Annotated in this window: 13 protein-coding genes; 8 read left to right on the top strand and 5 right to left on the bottom strand. The window is 66.0% G+C overall.

Annotation, left to right across the window (positions count from 1 at the left end; genetic code table 11):
- Position 1 precedes the first annotated feature (1 nt).
- The 5 genes from ACFU8V_RS01965 to ACFU8V_RS01945 all read right to left on the bottom strand — a co-directional run bounded on the left by ACFU8V_RS01965 (position 2) and on the right by ACFU8V_RS01945 (position 6375).
- Entirely contained in the window at positions 2-361 is a 360-nt protein-coding gene (locus ACFU8V_RS01965; protein WP_378868605.1) for a hypothetical protein, read from the bottom strand.
- 72 nt (positions 362-433) lie between these two features.
- On the bottom strand, positions 434-2545 hold the full coding sequence (locus ACFU8V_RS01960; RefSeq protein ID WP_378868602.1) for a zinc-ribbon domain-containing protein: 2112 nt from the start codon (positions 2543-2545) through the stop codon (positions 434-436).
- Entirely contained in the window at positions 2535-3593 is a 1059-nt protein-coding gene (locus ACFU8V_RS01955; RefSeq protein WP_378868599.1) for a TniB family NTP-binding protein, read from the bottom strand. Before ACFU8V_RS01955 ends, ACFU8V_RS01960 begins: the two co-directional genes overlap by 11 nt.
- 19 nt (positions 3594-3612) lie before the next feature.
- A complete protein-coding gene (locus tag ACFU8V_RS01950) occupies positions 3613-5613 on the bottom strand; it encodes a Mu transposase C-terminal domain-containing protein (RefSeq protein ID WP_378868596.1) in 2001 nt (666 codons plus the stop codon).
- Between the two features lie 21 nt (positions 5614-5634).
- Positions 5635-6375, bottom strand: a complete 741-nt coding sequence (locus ACFU8V_RS01945; protein WP_378868593.1) for a TnsA-like heteromeric transposase endonuclease subunit — start codon at positions 6373-6375, stop codon at positions 5635-5637.
- A gap of 115 nt (positions 6376-6490) precedes the next feature.
- Between ACFU8V_RS01945 and ACFU8V_RS01940 the strand changes: the two genes are divergently transcribed.
- From ACFU8V_RS01940 to ACFU8V_RS01905, 8 genes are all read left to right on the top strand, one after another.
- The gene (locus tag ACFU8V_RS01940; protein ID WP_378868590.1) at positions 6491-6937 is read left to right on the top strand and encodes a hypothetical protein; all 447 of its coding nucleotides are present in this window, start codon (positions 6491-6493) and stop codon (positions 6935-6937) included.
- 62 nt (positions 6938-6999) lie between these two features.
- Complete coding sequence (locus ACFU8V_RS01935) at positions 7000-7809, top strand: metallophosphoesterase (protein ID WP_378868587.1); 810 nt, start codon at positions 7000-7002, stop codon at positions 7807-7809.
- A 666-nt stretch (positions 7810-8475) separates the two neighbouring features.
- On the top strand, positions 8476-9081 hold the full coding sequence (locus tag ACFU8V_RS01930) for a hypothetical protein (protein ID WP_378868584.1): 606 nt from the start codon (positions 8476-8478) through the stop codon (positions 9079-9081).
- A 388-nt stretch (positions 9082-9469) separates the two neighbouring features.
- The gene (locus tag ACFU8V_RS01925; RefSeq protein ID WP_378868581.1) at positions 9470-10639 is read left to right on the top strand and encodes an NAD(P)/FAD-dependent oxidoreductase; all 1170 of its coding nucleotides are present in this window, start codon (positions 9470-9472) and stop codon (positions 10637-10639) included.
- Positions 10640-10817: 178 nt separating this feature from the next.
- On the top strand, positions 10818-11843 hold the full coding sequence (locus ACFU8V_RS01920) for an SIS domain-containing protein (protein ID WP_378868578.1): 1026 nt from the start codon (positions 10818-10820) through the stop codon (positions 11841-11843).
- 19 nt (positions 11844-11862) lie between these two features.
- Entirely contained in the window at positions 11863-12732 is an 870-nt protein-coding gene (locus tag ACFU8V_RS01915) for a PfkB family carbohydrate kinase (protein ID WP_378868575.1), read from the top strand.
- Entirely contained in the window at positions 12729-14792 is a 2064-nt protein-coding gene (locus tag ACFU8V_RS01910; RefSeq protein WP_378868573.1) for a hydantoinase/oxoprolinase family protein, read from the top strand. Before ACFU8V_RS01915 ends, ACFU8V_RS01910 begins: the two co-directional genes overlap by 4 nt.
- On the top strand, positions 14789-16423 hold the full coding sequence (locus tag ACFU8V_RS01905; protein WP_378868570.1) for a hydantoinase B/oxoprolinase family protein: 1635 nt from the start codon (positions 14789-14791) through the stop codon (positions 16421-16423). The genes ACFU8V_RS01910 and ACFU8V_RS01905 overlap by 4 nt, the downstream gene beginning before the upstream one ends.
- Positions 16424-16432 lie beyond the last annotated feature (9 nt).

Below are 16432 nucleotides of genomic sequence, written 5' to 3'. Positions count from 1 at the left end.
CCTACCCACGTACGAGCACGACAACGTCGAACCGGAGACCTTGGCCAAGGCTCTCACTGTCTCCGGACATGGCATGGGCCCAGTAGTCGTATTCGATGTACCAGTCGCCCGAATGGCATCGGGCGAGCTGGCGTTCGATCTCTCGCTGGACCGCGGGCAGAATCGAGCGGGCGTAATCCGAGACGGGTGTGCCGTCATCGACAGGGACGAAGATCGTGTGCCCGGGTACGGTCAACCAATCATCGTCGTTCAGAGGGAATCGCACTCGGTCCGGGTAAACGGGGCTGAGGATCTCATAGAGCGCCCAGCCGAGAAGGTAAGAGGCATCGGCTGCGGTGGTGTCGGAGGTGATGGTGGTCATTTGGTGTGCCTTCCGGAGAGGTGTGCATGGTCATCACCCTCATGCGCGGCCTACGCGGATTCGGGGACGCGGTCAGCGTCCCTTGCGCCACGCCTTTGTCCGCGCACACTCCGGACATCCGCTGCCTCGGACCCGGTCGTTTCCCCTGGCCGGCCAGTGGTGGTCGCAGGTGGCGCACTTCCAGGCGATGCGCTTGCCAGTGCCAGCCATGACCATGGTCGGCTCGAGCTGCCCGTTCCTTTCCCAGTCCCAGTCCGCCGCGAGGTCGGGCCGCGTCGTGGCCATGTCGTTCCACCCGGTCCAGCAGGAGAAGTTGGCGCAGAACGGGCAGCCAGTTCCCTTGACCCTGTTCAGACCACTAGCAGGCCAATCATGACCGTGCTCGCACAGCCAGATGATCTTCTTGTACGTCGACGCGAGGGTGTTGTCCGGTGTCAGCGAACCGTTCGCTGTGGGGTGGAAATCACGGGCGAGGTTCGGGTGTGTGGTGCGCATGCAGTTCTGCTCATCGACCACGCGCCCGGCGCAGATGTTGCATCCGAAGCCTCGTGACTGCGTCAGGACTGGCGCTTCGTAGTGATGACCTTTCTCCTCGCACAGGAACCAGTACTTCTTCTTCGTCCCGAAGAGGACGTCGGAGGCGAGCACCGACCCGTTCCGCGTCGGGTGCCAGCGGGAGGCCTCACGCGGGTGGGTGGCAGCGAAGGAGGTCGTCGGATGTGCCCTCTTGCGCGTGCAGACCTGACACTTGTCGCCGCGGCACCGATAGTAGATGGTCATCGAGAAGTCGTGTCCCTTCTCCTCGCACACCCACCACATCTCGCGGGATGAGCCGGAGGTGAAGTCCTCCGGCGTGAGGTCCCCGTTGCGGTGGGGGTGCCAGGTGGCAGCTGCGGCAGGATGCGTGACGGAGAACGCATTGACGCGGGGGTCCACTCGATGATTCGAGCAGACGGAACAGCCCGCGTTCCTACGCGCTTTCTCGAGAACCAGCATCGGGTACTCATGCCCGTCGTCGCAGACCCACATCACCTCCGTGTCGGAGCCGGCGACGACATTTCCGGGACGCAGGTCGCCGTTCGCCGAGGGGTGCCAGACGCGGACCAGGTGAGGGTGGGTATCCGCAAGGGAATTGAAGCCCTTCCGCGCCTCTTTGTTCGAACAGATCCTGCACCCCACCGCCTTCTTCGCTTTTCGGAGGTTGGCTGGCAGTGCACCAAAGCGGTGCCCACGTGCGCAGACGTAGTTGTTCTCCTTCGACGCGCGCCCCCGCGCAGCTCGAGTCCCGGCGAAATCCGACGAAACGTACTGCGAGTTGTGCAGGTCACGTCCTCGGGGGAAAGCGCAGCTGCGCAGCTGCTCGAGCTCATCCCGTTCGTCGACGTTCTCCTCCTTTGGGGTGCAGACGAACGAGTGGGGGGAGGACGGGTCCTGATGCCCGGCTGAGCGAATCAGAAGCCAGAGCGCGTCGATGAGCACGATGCAGTCGTCGGACCTGACGATACTCTCGACGTCAGAAGTCAGGCGTGAATAGCGAAGGCTCGCATCGACGTCGCGAGACACGAGAGTGTCGATGGTGTGAGGCCGAAGCGTCTTCTGCGCCAGACGAACAGCGAAGATGAATCGCGAAACGTCGTCCAAGCTCGCCTCTGAGGTTTCCTCCCAGCGCCGGAGGCACTCGAGAACTTCCGCGAGACGGTGTGCGTCGAGAATGCCTTGTCGTCGAAGGCGGCGGTACATGCGGTCGGCGCGGAGCGCGTCCGCACCAACGACATGCTGCTGCTCGGGCATCGTGCCGGGGCCGACCCACGTCATGTGCTTGGCGCACACGCGAGGGCCATCATGCGGTCCCTGCGCGATGTGCTGCCCGGGATGGCAGCGGATGCAGCCGAACCTCTGGTCGAGCCCGGTGGTGCAGTTTCCGCAGCGGGTCCCGTTTGGGTGTTGCGGGAGGGCTGCGCGGTCGCGCTCGAAGTGTCCGGCGCGCATGCCCGCTATAGCTTCGACGATGAGGGGCAGGGCGTCGTGAGCGTTCAGACCCGTGGCGCGGGTCATCGGTTTCCCCCAGTAGCCCCAGGCGACGTCGGAGACGAAGTTCGCCGCCCGCAGACGCTGCAGGTAGCTGTCCACGGTTTCGAACGAGCCGGGGCGGACGTGGAACGGCCAGGAACGCTCAGGCAGCACGGGGCGCCTCTTCGTCCGCTCGGTTCGCCGCGGACAGCAGCCGCTCTGAAGTGAGGTCAAGCGGGATGTCGTCCAGCAGCTCTGTGGTGATGAGCTCGGCGTCAGGGTCGCCGGCTTCGATGAGGTCTAGTGCGGCGGTCGTCAGGAGTCGGGAGAGCGCAGCGATGGAGCCGCGTGTGCGGTTCCAGAGGTACATCGCATCCTTCAACAGCGTCTGCGGCGGGTGTGCCATCAGGCCGAGCTGCTCTTCGAACTTAACGATGACTCCTCCCCACAGCTGGCGGCCTTTCGGAGTCAGAATGTCGAGCTTGCCCAGGCGGACGGGGGTGCAGCGCGAAGCAAATTGTGCGCCTAACTCATCGTTGGTGAATGCGGACGAGTCCAGGTCAAAGCCGACGTACATCGGAACTGCCTTGACATGGTTCATCAGGTTCTTGATGGCCTGCGCGCTCTCGAAGCGGCCGGTCGAGTTGGATTGAGAGAGGTTCTGAATCTCGTCGAAGATGACCAGCGAGGTGTGCGCCTTCGCGAACAACTTGGTCGCCAGGGTCGTGCGCTCTTCCAGCGTCATTCGCGAGACGACGGGCTCTCCAAAGAAGTTGATGATGCGCCCCATGACGGTCTTGCCGGTGCAGTTCGGTGGGATCTCCAGATACACCACCGGCACGTGCCCATCGTTCCGCCACGTCGGGTGCCGGTCTACGTGGCGGCGGAAGGCTTCGCCGGCCAGACGGATGGCGGCGGTCGTCTTTCCCGTCGTCGGCTCACCGTCCAGGATGATGCCGGTCCGGCCGACGGGGCGATGGGCGACACGAGCGGCCCGCCTGTACGCCAGGCTCAGCTGCTGCAGGGCCGGGGTGATGATGACGATAGAGTCCGCGATGCGGCTACTACGCTCGTCGTCGAACGCACGCTTCTTTGCGCACGTCCAGCTTTTGTACTCGGCAGCGGTGACCTGGGAGATTTCCAGGGTCGCGTCGTTCTCGAGGAGGTGCTGAAGCACCTCTCGCTGGTCGAAGTGGCCGAGGGGCTCAATGTTGCTGTTCATGTTCTGTGCTTCCTATGGTTTACCGGGCTGCAACTTCCAGCACCGCGAAGTCCGCGAAGTCGTTGCTGCTGTCGGTGGCGGGCGTGAGGATGGCGGCGAGGGTGTTGGCGGCCCTCTGCTCCTTCTCTTCCTTCTTCTTGTCTCGCGCCGCCTGCTCGACGGCGTCGACCGAGTCGGTGACTGCCTGATTGCGGAAACGGACCATCATCACGTCCGCTTCCGCGTCGCTGAACGAGATGTTGTCGAGCGCTCGCCGGTGCGCTTCAAGGGCGATGGCTTCGTCGAGCGGGCGGGACATTCCTCGCTCCTTGGTCCAGTGGCATGTAATCCAGCCGGTGTCATCGGGGGAGCGGAGCCAGATGCGGTATTCGTCGCTCGGGTCGTAGTGGATGACGACCTTGGCGGTGGTGTTGTCGCGTCCTCGCTTGCGGTTACGCATCGGGGCGAGGTGAGGGCTGTCGTACTTGCGGCCGTCGAACTCGATGCCGCCGGCCTGCACTGTGCGCTCCTCTGTGGGGAGAAGCGCGATGAAGTCTTCCTCCTCGAACGCGAGGACGAAGTGACCGGTGATGTCGATGCATGCGGCGTACATGCTGTTCGGTGAATGGTCGAGGCCCTCGTCGTAGTCATCTTCGAGGCCAGCGTGACGACGGTTCTGCCACACCACACACACCCACTTCTGGAGGAGCTCGTCGAGCTCAGCGAGGGTGAGGAGCGCGCCCTTGACCGTGTCGGCGCCCTTGTTCGCGACGTTGCCGCCCGAGAAGCCCGGGACGAACTGACAGAACTTGGTCTTGACGGTGCCGAAGAAGCGCTCGACGACGGCCTTCGCCGTGGGGTCGTGGATGGGGGCCTCAGTGAGTGAGACGCCGTACCTTTCGCATGCCAGTCCGAACACGGTGCCCTTGAAGTCCTGCCCGTTGTCGATGAGGATGCGGCTGGGGAAGATATACGGGCAGAACGAGTCGAAGGTCTCCATCTGCTTCTTGGTCAGGTGCTTCGTCCACGGCATCCTCGGCAGCCCGAAGGAGTCGTAGTCCTTCGCCCACGGGCGGAGCCGGCGCGGCACGAGCGCCTTCGCCAGGAGAACGGCGTGGTCGATGCTCGTAGGGTCGGACTCCGTCAGGTTAAGGCCGACGACGGAGCGGGTGCGCTTGTCGACGAGCGCCGTGAGGTGGGGTCGGGCGACCTTGCCGCTGGGCATGCGGACGAAGATGTCGAGCGTGGTCGCGTCCATCTGGCACTCGTCTCCAGGACCGAACACCTGGCGGGGACGGTGCATGCCGGTCGGGGAGAGGGCCGCGGTCTGCCGACGCTTCGCCGGGATGGTCGGGTTCTGGTTGCCGCTCATGTGCTTGACGAGCCGTTCGAGCGTGGAGAGCGACGGCGTCTTCGGGCGGTCCTCCGAGGTCGGGAACCGGTCCATCAGACGAACCTCGAGCTCGGCACGGATGGCGGTGTAGGTGACCGTGGACTTGCCCTTGTATCCGACGAGGATTTCCGCCAACGCCTGCTTCACCTCCTCGTGCACGCGCGCGAACGCTGCCTCCTTCCGCCCTTCGCGCCGGTCGACGAGACCGGCGATGCCCTTCTTCTCAAACTTGCCGAGGTCGCGCTTCAACGAGCCGAGGGGCATGTCGATGCCGACCTCGGCGAGCGCTTCGATGGTGTAGTCGAGGCGCTTGGTCTTGGAGATGCCGAGCGCGAAGTTGGGGTTCGGCTCGCCGCCGTCGACGGGGGTGCCGTCGATGAGCTGCTGCAGGTACGGGATGAGCGCCCTCTTCACGGGCTTGAGACCGTCGAGGACATCCTGGAGCGGCCAGCTGTCGATGGGGTCAGTCGTCTCCAGCGACTCGCCGGGAGGGAGCTGCTGGGCGAGTTCCGTGTGATGGAGGATTTGGTACTCGCCGGTCAGTTCGTCGCGGAGGCGGTAGCTACCGTTCGCGTAGCTGACGAGGGTGAAGTCTCCGATTTCGAGGTGAACGGTCTGGCCGAGGACGATGGTGCGCGGTGCAATCACTGTGTTTCTCCTTGCTGGGATTCACGCCGCGGTGAGCGTCGTGTGTTCGGTGAAGCGGGCGGTGAGGTCGAAGGTGAGTTCCCCTTTCCACATGAGGTGAAAGAGGAACGGCATGAGCTCGCCGGGCTTGTCTGTGGCGAGGGCGAGGCGCAGACTGCCGAAGGACTCGTGCTTCTTAGCCACGCTGAGGATGTGGTCTTCAACGTCGGGAGTCGGCGTGTACCGGTGATGCCGGTAGCGGCTCATCATCTCCACGTTCATGCGGACGGTCTCGCTGAGCTGGTCGATGAGGGTGAATCGCCACCCAAGGACCTCGCAAACCCGAGCGGCGTGTGCGAACTTCACATCGTCCTCCGGGCTCATGAGCGCCTTCGGGTGAACCTCTATGAGGTGACGGGTCCCGTCGGCTTCGACAGCGAGGAAGTCGGGGTAGCAGAATCGACCGTCGAAGAAAGTCATCAGCATGGGCTGGGCGTAAACCGCAACGACGTCGTAGAGGTGGTCGATGAGCATCATGCCCGCGTACTCGGTCATCGACTCGTGGAAGACGCTGGTGCGGGAGCCGGCGCACCAGTAGTGACCCTGGTAGGGCTTCTGACCCTTCCACTTGCCGGGCTTGCGTGTGCGCTCGCCTGGAGTGACCGTGAGCGCGGTTGCGGGGTCGTTCGCTCGAATGGTGTGCGTATTCAGTTTCTTGTCAAACCACTGAATGCGGTCGAAGCCATCGCCCGCAGTCTTCTTGAGAGTCTGGTACTTGGTCATGTCGTCCCCTGTGCGCGGGAGGAAGCGAATGTGAGCCCGAAAGTGCCTATTCTTGGGTCTATTCGCTCTTCGTAGGTCTTTTAGATACGCTCTCTAGGTGTCAGACCCCAGATACGTGCCCCGTGACTTCCTGGTCGAACCTCGCGACTTCGGGCGGCGGCCTAGGGCCGTTTGGCATCTCATCGACCACGACTGGACTCTGGAACGACGGGCTCAGCTTGATGCGTCGATCTCGCAGCACAACATCTCGCGCGGAGTTCGAGAGTTGTACCTGACCGAGAAGCGAAAGAAGGTCACGGAACTCGCTCAGGAGATCGAGGTCGAGTACCACCGCCTTCAGAAGATGCTCGCAGGACGAATCGTTATGCAGATGGTTGATCTCGCTCGCCTGCGTCTTCTGATCGGCACACGCCTGGACTACTTCATGATGCGAGGTGAGTCCGCGGAGTACGTCCGTGCGGTGGAGCGGGACCTCCATCGCAAGAAGGAGCGCCAGGCGCAGGCGCAACGCGCTGGCGCTCCCTACGTCGGTACCCACGCCGTCCGCCGACACGTCGAGTGACTCATATGCGGAATACTTTCCGCATTTCCGCTACGATGCAACCACTTCTTCAAGGAGGGCTCGTGAAAGCGCTCGAGTACGCGTCGGATATCGTGCTGCCCGACCAGCGTGTGGCAGTCTGCGGAGACTGGCACGGCAACGTCGGCTGGGCTCGAAGCATAGCTAGGGTGTTGCCTGCCCTCGCGCCGGACATCGCGACGATGCTGCATCTAGGGGACTGGTGGATGGAGCCTGCAGAGACCGACGAGATCTTCGCCGACACCGGCATCACCCGCATATATGTAACCAACGGCAACCATGAGCCATGGGGCGAGATCACTTCACTCTTGGCCGAGCAGCCCGGAGCCGCAGTTCGCGTCTCCGATCTTGTCTGGCTGCTCCCCCGCCCGGCGCGACTATCCGTGGGCAGCCGACGGGTCTTGTCGCTGGGCGGCGCCGCATCCCTCGACCGCATGTCCCGAATTGAAGGAGTGACGTGGTGGCCCGATGAAGCCATCACAGATCAGGATGTGGCGGCTGCCATCGCCGGTGGACCCGCAGACCTGATGCTCACCCATGAATCTCCGGCGGGAACCCCAGTTCGCCCTGTCCGCGAAGTCCTTCGCAGGAACCCGCACGGGTTCCCCAAGGATGTGCTTCTTGAGTCCGCAGCATCCCGCGCGAGGGTTAGAAGGGTGTGGGACGCGGTGCATCCCGAGTTGCTCGTGCACGGTCACCTCCATACGCCCGGCGGGGGCCGAACTGAGTGCGGGCGTCGGGTCGCGAGCCTCGGACGCGACGCTCAGGAGGGCAACCTTGCGTTCCTCGACATGCGCTCATTGACAATGGCTGTGCCAAGCCTGAGCACTATTCGCGGTCTTGCAGATCAGTAGCGGAAAACTGCCTTCGGTGAGGGATTCGCGGATCGTCATCGCCCGCCGACCACTCCGACCCGGGCGCATGATCGCAGCCTGCATGGCGCGAACCTACCCGTGCTGTGGAGGGATCCAAGTGTGAACTCGGATACCCACACGGCTTCCCCTGAATGTCGATCGAGCAGCGGAGTGACCTGACCGTAGTCGTCGTGACTGCCTAGGACCACATAGAAGCGGTCGATGTTCGTGTCGGCGAAGATTGCGTCGACGTCGCGGCGACATCTGCCAATCCCCTAGGTGCAGCAACGTCATCACATCGGGTGCCAGCGATGGGAGTGCGCGGGCGGCCGGACGAGCCCAACCTGCATTGCCGGGCCAGTCACCGCACATCGCGAGGCGCCGATCGGGCAAAGAGATCCTCTCCGTGTGTTCAGACACTCTCATCCCGACTCCGTTCAGCGGCGAGCACCACGACCGCGCACCGGGCGGTCCGGCCAGCATCTCAAGCAAACATGCGTCGAGTCTGTTCGCATGGAGCGTTGTCCTCCGTTCGGCGATTCTCGACGCCAGTTCTCTCCCACGCCGGTGTCTCACCACGCGTACATGACGACCTACAGCTAAGCCTTGCCGGCTCGATGTTGTCGCGCATAGGGAGGCGTCCAAACCACTCAGAGAAAGCGACTTATGACCAACATCCACGCCTCGACTACGCCGCAGTCTGACATCGATCTCCCGGACTTCCCCCGCCCCACCACTGACACTGACGAGTACGTGCGAGACATGGACCCGTCACCTCTTTACTCGCATCTCGCATGCACTCGCTACGTCATCGGCACCTGGGACGGCTACGGCGTTCGCGTACTCACCAACGAGACGGACGAGTACGCGACCATCCACTTCCGCATCCCCCGGGGATTGCCGGCCGACTGGGCGTCCCAGCTCGCCACCTTCTCGACGCAACGCATCTCCTACACAGCCCGAGATCGCGCCTGGGACGAAGAATCCGGGGGCTGGCCCACCTCGAACCGAGACCGCTGGAGTGCATTCGTAGACTCGGTCCTCGCCGCCATCGACTTCGCGCGCGCCGCCCTGGAAACTGCGGTGTGGGCACACGCACGCGGCGAAGAGTGGAGCTGGCCTTCTTTCCCGCCCGGCAGGATCGAGAGGAAGTACGAACTGTGGGGCGACGGCCACCCGAACCGGTACGACCCCGAAGAAGAGTACGGACGGTACCTGGAGGAGAGCGGAAAGGGCGCCGGCGGTACCCCGGCGGGCGTAGTCGCGTTCTGACCCGCCATGGCGTCGTTGCCGCACATCATGGCGAGGCGCCCGCGATAGATGCCGTACCCGTTGACCTCGGGTTCAAATCCCACCGTCACCGTCACCGCCACCGCGAAGGCCCCGACTCCCGTTGTAACGACTGGGATGCGGGGCCTTCGTCACATCGGAGCGGCGCCTCGCGGTATCGCAGCGGTAACGCGATGCGAATCGCTATTGCAAGCGAGCAGGCGACCAGCAGTGTCGACCCGCTCATCCGACGCCGGCAGCACAGCCTCGGTGCCGAGGTCCCGATCGGGCGCAGCCCGGCAGGGTGGCGCAGAACGGAGGGGGTTGCGGTTGTCCGGCTCTCCCTCCAGACTGACGACGTCCGAGTCTCTCAACGAAGGAAGCGAAGGCCGTGCCCCGTCCGCCCCACGTCGTCGTCGTCGGCGTTGGCATCCTCGGCGCTTCGACGGCCGCGCATCTGATCCGCGCCGGGGCGCGTGTGACGCTGCTGGCCGCCGCGACGTTCGCCGATGGGGCATCTGGGCGTTCGCTGTCCTGGCTCAACTCCTCGGGCGAACGCTCCCACGACTACCACTACCTGCGCCTGATGGGCCTCGATCGGTATCGCACCTGGAGTGCGCGGCATCCCGACAGCGCCCGATTCCTCCGTTTCGACGGCGCGCTGAAGTGGGCGCGATCGGGGCAGAGCCTGCGAGAGACCTTCGACCGTGAGCGTTCGCGCGGCTACGACGCCACCTGGCTCGACCGTCGCGCGGTCGCGGCGCGACTGCCGGACGTGCGGTCGGAGGCGGTCCCCGACGAGGGGGCGATCTTCAACCCGGGGGAGGGGTGGGTCGATCTGCCGCACCTGATCCCCGGTCTCGTGGCCGAGGCCGTCGCGGGCGGGGCGCGCATCCTGAAGCACACGGGATCGGTCGACGTCGTGGTCGACGATGCCCGGGTTCGCGGCGTGCGCTTCGCGGACGGACAGCGGATCGATGCTGATCGGGTCGTGCTCGCTTCGGGGGCGGGGGTTCCCGCGCAGCTGGCCGCACTCGGCGTCGCCGTGCCGGATGCGACGGTTCCCGCGTGCATAGTCGTCACGGAGCCTCTGTCCGCCCCTGTCCGCACCGTGCTAAACACGCCGCGCGTCGCCGTCCGCCCGATGCCCGACGGAGGCGTGGCGCTCGACGCGGGATGGGCGGAGCGCTCGATTGTGGTCGGCGGGGACGGCACGCTCACGGCGCCGGCGGAGACGATCGACGGATTACTCGCCGAGGCGGCGAAGGTGCTCGCCGGACGGCCGTTCCTGACGGTGCGACGCATCGGCGTCGGGCCGAAGCCGATCCCGGGCGACGGCGAGCCCGTGGTGGGCGCGGTGGATGCGGTGCCCGGCCTGTCTGTCCTGTTCACGCACTCTGGCGCGACGCTCGGCCTCATCCTCGGAGAACTGGTCGCTGAGGAGCTCGTCACGGGGGACCCGTCGCCAGTGCTGGCCCCCTATCGGATCGAGCGCTTCTCGACAGGCGTCGTCGCGGCCGGGGCAGACAGCGCGGCCTGGACGCCGGTTTCCACCCGCTGACACCGATCGAATTCTCGCGGGGTCTCGACGATCCCGCATGCCCCGACGCATCTCGACGCGCAGTCCGTTGGTCGATCGCGACTATTGACACCGTTCCCAATCTGCGCAAGAGTACTTGTGTGGGAACGTTCCACATTTCTTGTCATCACGACGATCAACGGCAGAGAGAGCGACAGCGATGAGCGACCTGATCCCGGTTCCCGACGACTTCGAGGCATGCGTGCAGCACGCCATCGACCAGGATGGCCAGGCACGCTCCCTGGTCGCGCAGGCGGTGGAGCGGGGCGTCGAGCGCGTCTATCTCGTCGGCTGCGGCGGTTCGCATTTCGGCACCTACCCCGCGTTCGACCTGCTGGACCGCTATGCACCCGGCATCGTGGCGCAACGCATCACCAGCGCCGAGCTGACTTCGCGGGCGCCGATCGGGCTCGACGACAAGGCGCTCGTCGTCGCCGCATCGCACTCGGGCAACACGCCGGAGACCGTCGCCGCCGCGGAGTTCGCGAAGACGCGTGGCGCCCTCATCGCCGGCATCTCCCGTCAGGGTGACAACGGCCTGTCGCGCATCGGCCACGTCCACCTGGACTACCCGGACACCATTTCGATCACGGAGCCGAAGCTCGTGCACAACGAGCAGATCGCCGCCGCGCTGCTGGAGGCGTACGGCGCCCCGGAGAAGGCCGCCCAGCTGCGGGCCGGCATCCCCGCGCTCCCCGGAGCCTTGCGCGCTGTGAAGGACGAGGTCGCCGAGGCGGGGGAGCGCATCGCCAACCTCCTGTCCGCCCCTGACGCGCCCCTGAGCTACATCGTCGGCGGCGGGCCCGCCTACGGCATGGCGAAGATGATGGCGTGGTGCTACTTCCAGGAGATGAGCTGGATGAACTCCGCCGCCCTCAACGCCGGCGACTTCTTCCACGGGCCGCTGGAGATGGTGCTCGAGGACACGACGGTCGTCACCCTCGTCGCCGAGGATGCCAGCCGCGAGCTCGGTGAGCGCGTCATCCGCTTCGCCGAGAAGCAGACGCGCAACTCGGCCGCGGTGGACACCGCTACGTTCACCCTTCCCGGCATCCCCGCCGATGCTCGTCCGGACCTGAGCGTGCTCGCGCTGATGAGCGCGGAGCGTCGTGTGCTCGATCACGTGGCGGCCCGCCGCGGTCACGACACGTCGCAGCGCCGGTACATGTACAAGATCGCCTACTGAGCGGCGGGCGGAGCTTCGGATGAGAGTTCTCGGTGCCGGTGACAACGTCGCCGATCGATACCTGCATCAGGCGATGCTGTACCCCGGCGGGAATGCCGTGAACGTCGCCGTCTTCGCTGCGCGGCTCGGCGCACGCGCCGGGTACCTCGGAGTGCTCGGCGACGACGCGGCGGGGCGGCAGATCCTGCGAGCGCTGGAGGCGGAGCACGTCGACACCGCGCTCACGCGGGTCGTGCATGCGCCCAATGCGACGGCCGACGTCGAGCTCGTCGGCAACGATCGCGTGTTCCTCCGTTCGGATCGCACGACCGCACTGTTCGACCTGGACGACGCCCAGCTCGAGGCCATGGCCGCGTATGACGTGGTGCATTCGGGTTACGCCGGTCCGTTGCTGACACGCATCCCGGACATGGCGCAGCGGGCACGCGTCTCGTTCGACTTCGGCAGCCGTTTCGACGAGGCGGACGTGCGCCCCTATCTGCCGCATCTCCACCTCGCGAGCTTCTCCGGTGGACACATGGACAGGGCAGAAGCGAGGGCGCTCGTGCAGCGCGTGCTCGACGCCGGCGCGGAGTACGCCCTCGTCACCCTCGGTGCCGGTGGCGCTCTGCTCGGCTCGGCCGCGGGGATCAGCCAGCAGGAGGCCGACCGCGTCCATGTCAAGGACACGCTGGGAGCGGGCGACGCGTTCATCGCTGGCGTCCTCGTCGGCATCGGAACGGGGCGCGATATCCGCTCCACACTCGTCGCCGCGAGCGCGCAGGCCGCGCAGGTCTGCCAGGTCAACGGCGCGTTCGAGCACGGCATCCCATTCGACGCCGAGGCGGTGCGCCGCCAGCATGGAACCACACGCAAAAGCAACGACGACCAGGAAGCGGTGACGGCATGAGCCTGCGCATCGGAGTGGACACCGGAGGGACATTCACCGATGTCTGCGCGTTCGACGAGGGGACCGGGCGCGTGCACGTGCGCAAGGTGTCGAGCACTCCCGATGACCCAGGACGCGCCATCGTCCACGGCGTCGCCGAGATCCTCGACCAGATCGGCGGACGCTCGATCGAGGAGGTCGGTTACTTCGCGCACGGCACGACCGTCGGTACGAACGCGCTCCTCACCGGCCGTGGCGCCAGGACCGGTCTCATCACCACGCGTGGGTTCCGCGATCTGCTCGAGCTCGGTCGCGGTCGTCGCCCGAGCATGTACGACCCGCAGGCGGACAAGCCCACTCCGCAGGTCCCTCGCCAACTGCGCATGGAGGTGACCGAGCGCATCCGCCACACCGGACGCGTGGAGACGCCCCTTGACGAGGACGACGTCCGTCGCGCTGTCCACGAGCTCAAAGATGCGGCGGTGGACTCGATCGCCGTCTGCCTCCTCTACAGCTACCTGAACGCGGATCACGAGCGCCGCATCGGGGAGATCATCCGCGAGGAGATGCCGGACGTCTACGTCTCGCTCTCGTGCGACGTGCTTCCCGAGTTCCGTGAGTACGAGCGGCTGTCGACCGTCGTCACGAACTCCTATGTCGGACCCGTCGTCGCGAACTACCTCGCCCGCCTGCGCCAGGTGCTCGCGGATCGGGGCCTCACCGCAGTGCCGCACGTCACGCAGAGCAACGGCGGAGTCATTCCGTTCTCCACCGCCGAGGCGCTGCCGGTGCGACTCGTGCTCTCCGGACCGAGCACCGGGGTCGTCGGTGCGGCGCAGATCTGCTCAGCCGCCGGCTTCGACGACATCATCACGTTCGACATGGGTGGCACCTCGTCGGACATCTCCTTGGTGCAGGACGGACGGCCGAAGGTCACCGCCGGGATGGAACTCGACGGTCGCCCCGTGCGGTCGCCGATGCTCGACATCCACACCGTCGGAGCGGGAGGTGGGTCGCTCGCCTGGATCGACAGCGGGAATCACCTGCGCGTCGGTCCCCAGAGCGCCGGGGCCTTCCCCGGACCGGCGTGCTACGGCAACGGCGACGATGCTGCGGTGACGGATGCGAACGTCGTGCTGCGCATGCTGAACCCGGAGTATCTGCTGAACGGTCAGATGAAGATCGACCGCAGCGCGTCGGTGGCCGCCGTGCAGCGCCTGGCGGAGCCGCTCGGCCTGTCCGTCGAGGAGACGGCGCTCGGGATCCTCCGTGTCGTCACCGCGAACATGGCCAGGGCGATCCGGGTCGTCAGCGTGCAACGCGGTTACGACCCGCGGGAGTACGCCCTCGTGCCGTTCGGCGGGGCCGGGCCCTTGCACGCCTCCCGCCTCGCGCGCGAGCTGGGGATGCGGACCATCGTCGTGCCCGAGATCCCCGGGGCGCAGTCGGCACTCGGTCTGCTCATGACCGACGTAAAGACGGATTTCATGCGGACGGTGATCACAGCGGTGGACGACACGGCGGCACCTGCCGTGGATGCGGTCTTCGATGAGCTCGTCCGGCGCGCCGAGGACTGGTTCGTCGAGGAGGAGGTCGCCGAGAGCGGGCGTGAACTGCGCCGTCGCATGGATCTGCGTTATCGCGGCCAGAACTTCGAGCTGGCCGTCGAGGTGCCTGGCAGACACCGTTTCGTCGAGGACGGCGTGGACGCGGTGATCGAGCTCTTCCATGAAGCGCATGAGCGCGTCTACGGATACCGCTCGGAAGATGCGGCTGTGGAGGCCGTCACGTTCCGCCTGGAGGCGTCGGGATCCGCGGCGCACGTCGACGTCCGCCGTGAAGAAGCGCGCGCGTCCGACCCGGCGACGGCGCTCGTCGAGACCCGCAGCACGTGCTTCGATCCGGCGGAGGGATACGTCGACACCCCGGTGTACGACCGCTCCCTCCTCACGCCGGGTGCGGTGCTGCTCGGGCCAGCGATCGTCGAGCAGATGGACACCACGACCGTCCTGCTACCGGGCGACGTGTGCCGCGTGGACGAATATCGGAACCTCATCGTGGAGATCGGAGAACAGCGATGACCGCTGTCGAGTTGGACCCCGTGCTGGTGGAGGTCGTCGGCTCCGCGCTGTCGACCATCGTCGAGGAGATGAGCGAGACGCTGGTGAAGGCCGCGTACTCGCCGAACATCAAGGAGCGTCGCGACTGCACGGCGAGCCTGTTCGACGCTGACGGACAGGCGATCGCGCAGGACGAGGGGGGCTCTCCCCTCCACCTGGGATCGTTGATGGGCATCGTGTCCGCCCTGCGCGAGCAGTATCCCCTGGATCAAATCCGGCCCGGAGACGTGTTCATCGGGAACGACCCCTACACCGGGGGCGGATCCCATCTCCCTGACATCGTGCTGGCGGCCCCGATCTTCGTCGACGATGAGCTCACCGCCTGGGCGGCAGCCCTGGCGCATCACGCCGACTTCGGCGACCGGGGGCACGCGCACATCTTCCAGGAGGCCATCCGCATCCCTCCCGTGCACCTCGTACGCGAGGGAGTGCGGCAAGACGAACTGTTGCAGCTCATCCTGCTCAACTGCCAGGTGCCGGAAGAACGCATCGCCGACCTCCGAGCGCAGGAGGCGGCGCTGCGCGTGGCGGAGACCCGCTACCGGGAACTGTGCGCGCACCACGGCACCGACGTCGTGCGGGCGATCGGCGCCGAGCTGCTCGACTACACGGAGCGCCGCACGCGCGCCGCGATCATGGAGTTCCCCGACGGCGAGTACTCGTTCGAGGATCGCTTCGACTGCCCGGAGCTGGACGACGAGCTCACCCTCCGCGTGCGCATCGTGGTGGACGGCGATCGCATGCTTTTCGACTTCGCCGGCAACCCGCCGCAGGTCCGTGCCAGCGTCAACGTCGTGTGGACCGGTCTGTACGCGGCGGTGTACTACACGATCAAGACGCTCATCGATCCGGACATCGCTCCGAACGCGGGCCTCTATCGACCTGTGACGATCGAAGCGCCGGAGGGGTCGATCATCAATTGCTCCGCCCCCGCGGCGGTCAACGGGCGGAGCGAGACCTGCCAGCGGATCGTCGACCTCATCCAGGGCGCCTTGGCTCCGGCGGTGCCGGAGCGCATCACGGGTGCGTCCAACGGCGCGAACACCGGCGTGCACTTCTCCGGTCACGACCGTGCGCGTGGACGGGATTTCGTGTACCTCGAGACGATCGGTGGGGGAAGCGGGGCACGGTACAACAAGGACGGCCTCGACGGCGTCCAGGTGCACATGACGAACACCTCCAACCTCCCGGTCGAGAGTCTGGAGACCGAGTACCCGCTCATGGTCGAGGCCTACGAGTTCATCGAGGATTCCGGCGGGGTCGGGGAGCACCGCGGAGGGATGGGGATCCGGCGGCGTATCAGGGCTGAGGCGGAGGACGTGCACTTCTGGCTCGATACGAGCCGGCAGAAGTCGCAGCCATGGGGGGTCTTCGGAGGCGGGCCAGGCGCCTCGGCGCGCTGCGTCCTGAGCGAGGATGCCGCCCCGATCGATCATGGGTACACCGTGCTGCAGCCGGGCCAGTGGGCCTCGATCGAGACGGCGGGCGCCGGGGGATACGGCGATCCGGGCGCACGCGAAGCGGCCGCCATCGAGGCGGACGTGCGCGACGGTCGGGTGTCGGAGGAGACCGCCCGCCGCCATCGCGCCTGAGCCGCGTCG

This window comes from Microbacterium sp. NPDC057658 (assembly GCF_042799975.1).
In the GTDB taxonomy this organism is placed as follows: domain Bacteria; phylum Actinomycetota; class Actinomycetes; order Actinomycetales; family Microbacteriaceae; genus Microbacterium.
Note: the sequence above shows the minus strand (reverse complement) of the source record. Positions and strands in the feature narration are given on the sequence as shown.

Bases quoted from the DNA above. Each gene is read 5' to 3' on its own strand.
- ACFU8V_RS01965 (WP_378868605.1), bottom strand. From the start codon at position 361: ATGACCACCATCACCTCCGACACCACCGCAGCCGATGCCTCTTACCTT.
- ACFU8V_RS01955 (WP_378868599.1), bottom strand. From the start codon at position 3,593: ATGAACAGCAACATTGAGCCCCTCGGCCACTTCGACCAGCGAGAGGTG.
- ACFU8V_RS01945 (WP_378868593.1), bottom strand. From the start codon at position 6,375: ATGACCAAGTACCAGACTCTCAAGAAGACTGCGGGCGATGGCTTCGAC.
- ACFU8V_RS01930 (WP_378868584.1), top strand. From the start codon at position 8,476: ATGACCAACATCCACGCCTCGACTACGCCGCAGTCTGACATCGATCTC.
- ACFU8V_RS01920 (WP_378868578.1), top strand. From the start codon at position 10,818: ATGAGCGACCTGATCCCGGTTCCCGACGACTTCGAGGCATGCGTGCAG.
- ACFU8V_RS01915 (WP_378868575.1), top strand. From the start codon at position 11,863: ATGAGAGTTCTCGGTGCCGGTGACAACGTCGCCGATCGATACCTGCAT.
- ACFU8V_RS01910 (WP_378868573.1), top strand. From the start codon at position 12,729: ATGAGCCTGCGCATCGGAGTGGACACCGGAGGGACATTCACCGATGTC.
- ACFU8V_RS01905 (WP_378868570.1), top strand. From the start codon at position 14,789: ATGACCGCTGTCGAGTTGGACCCCGTGCTGGTGGAGGTCGTCGGCTCC.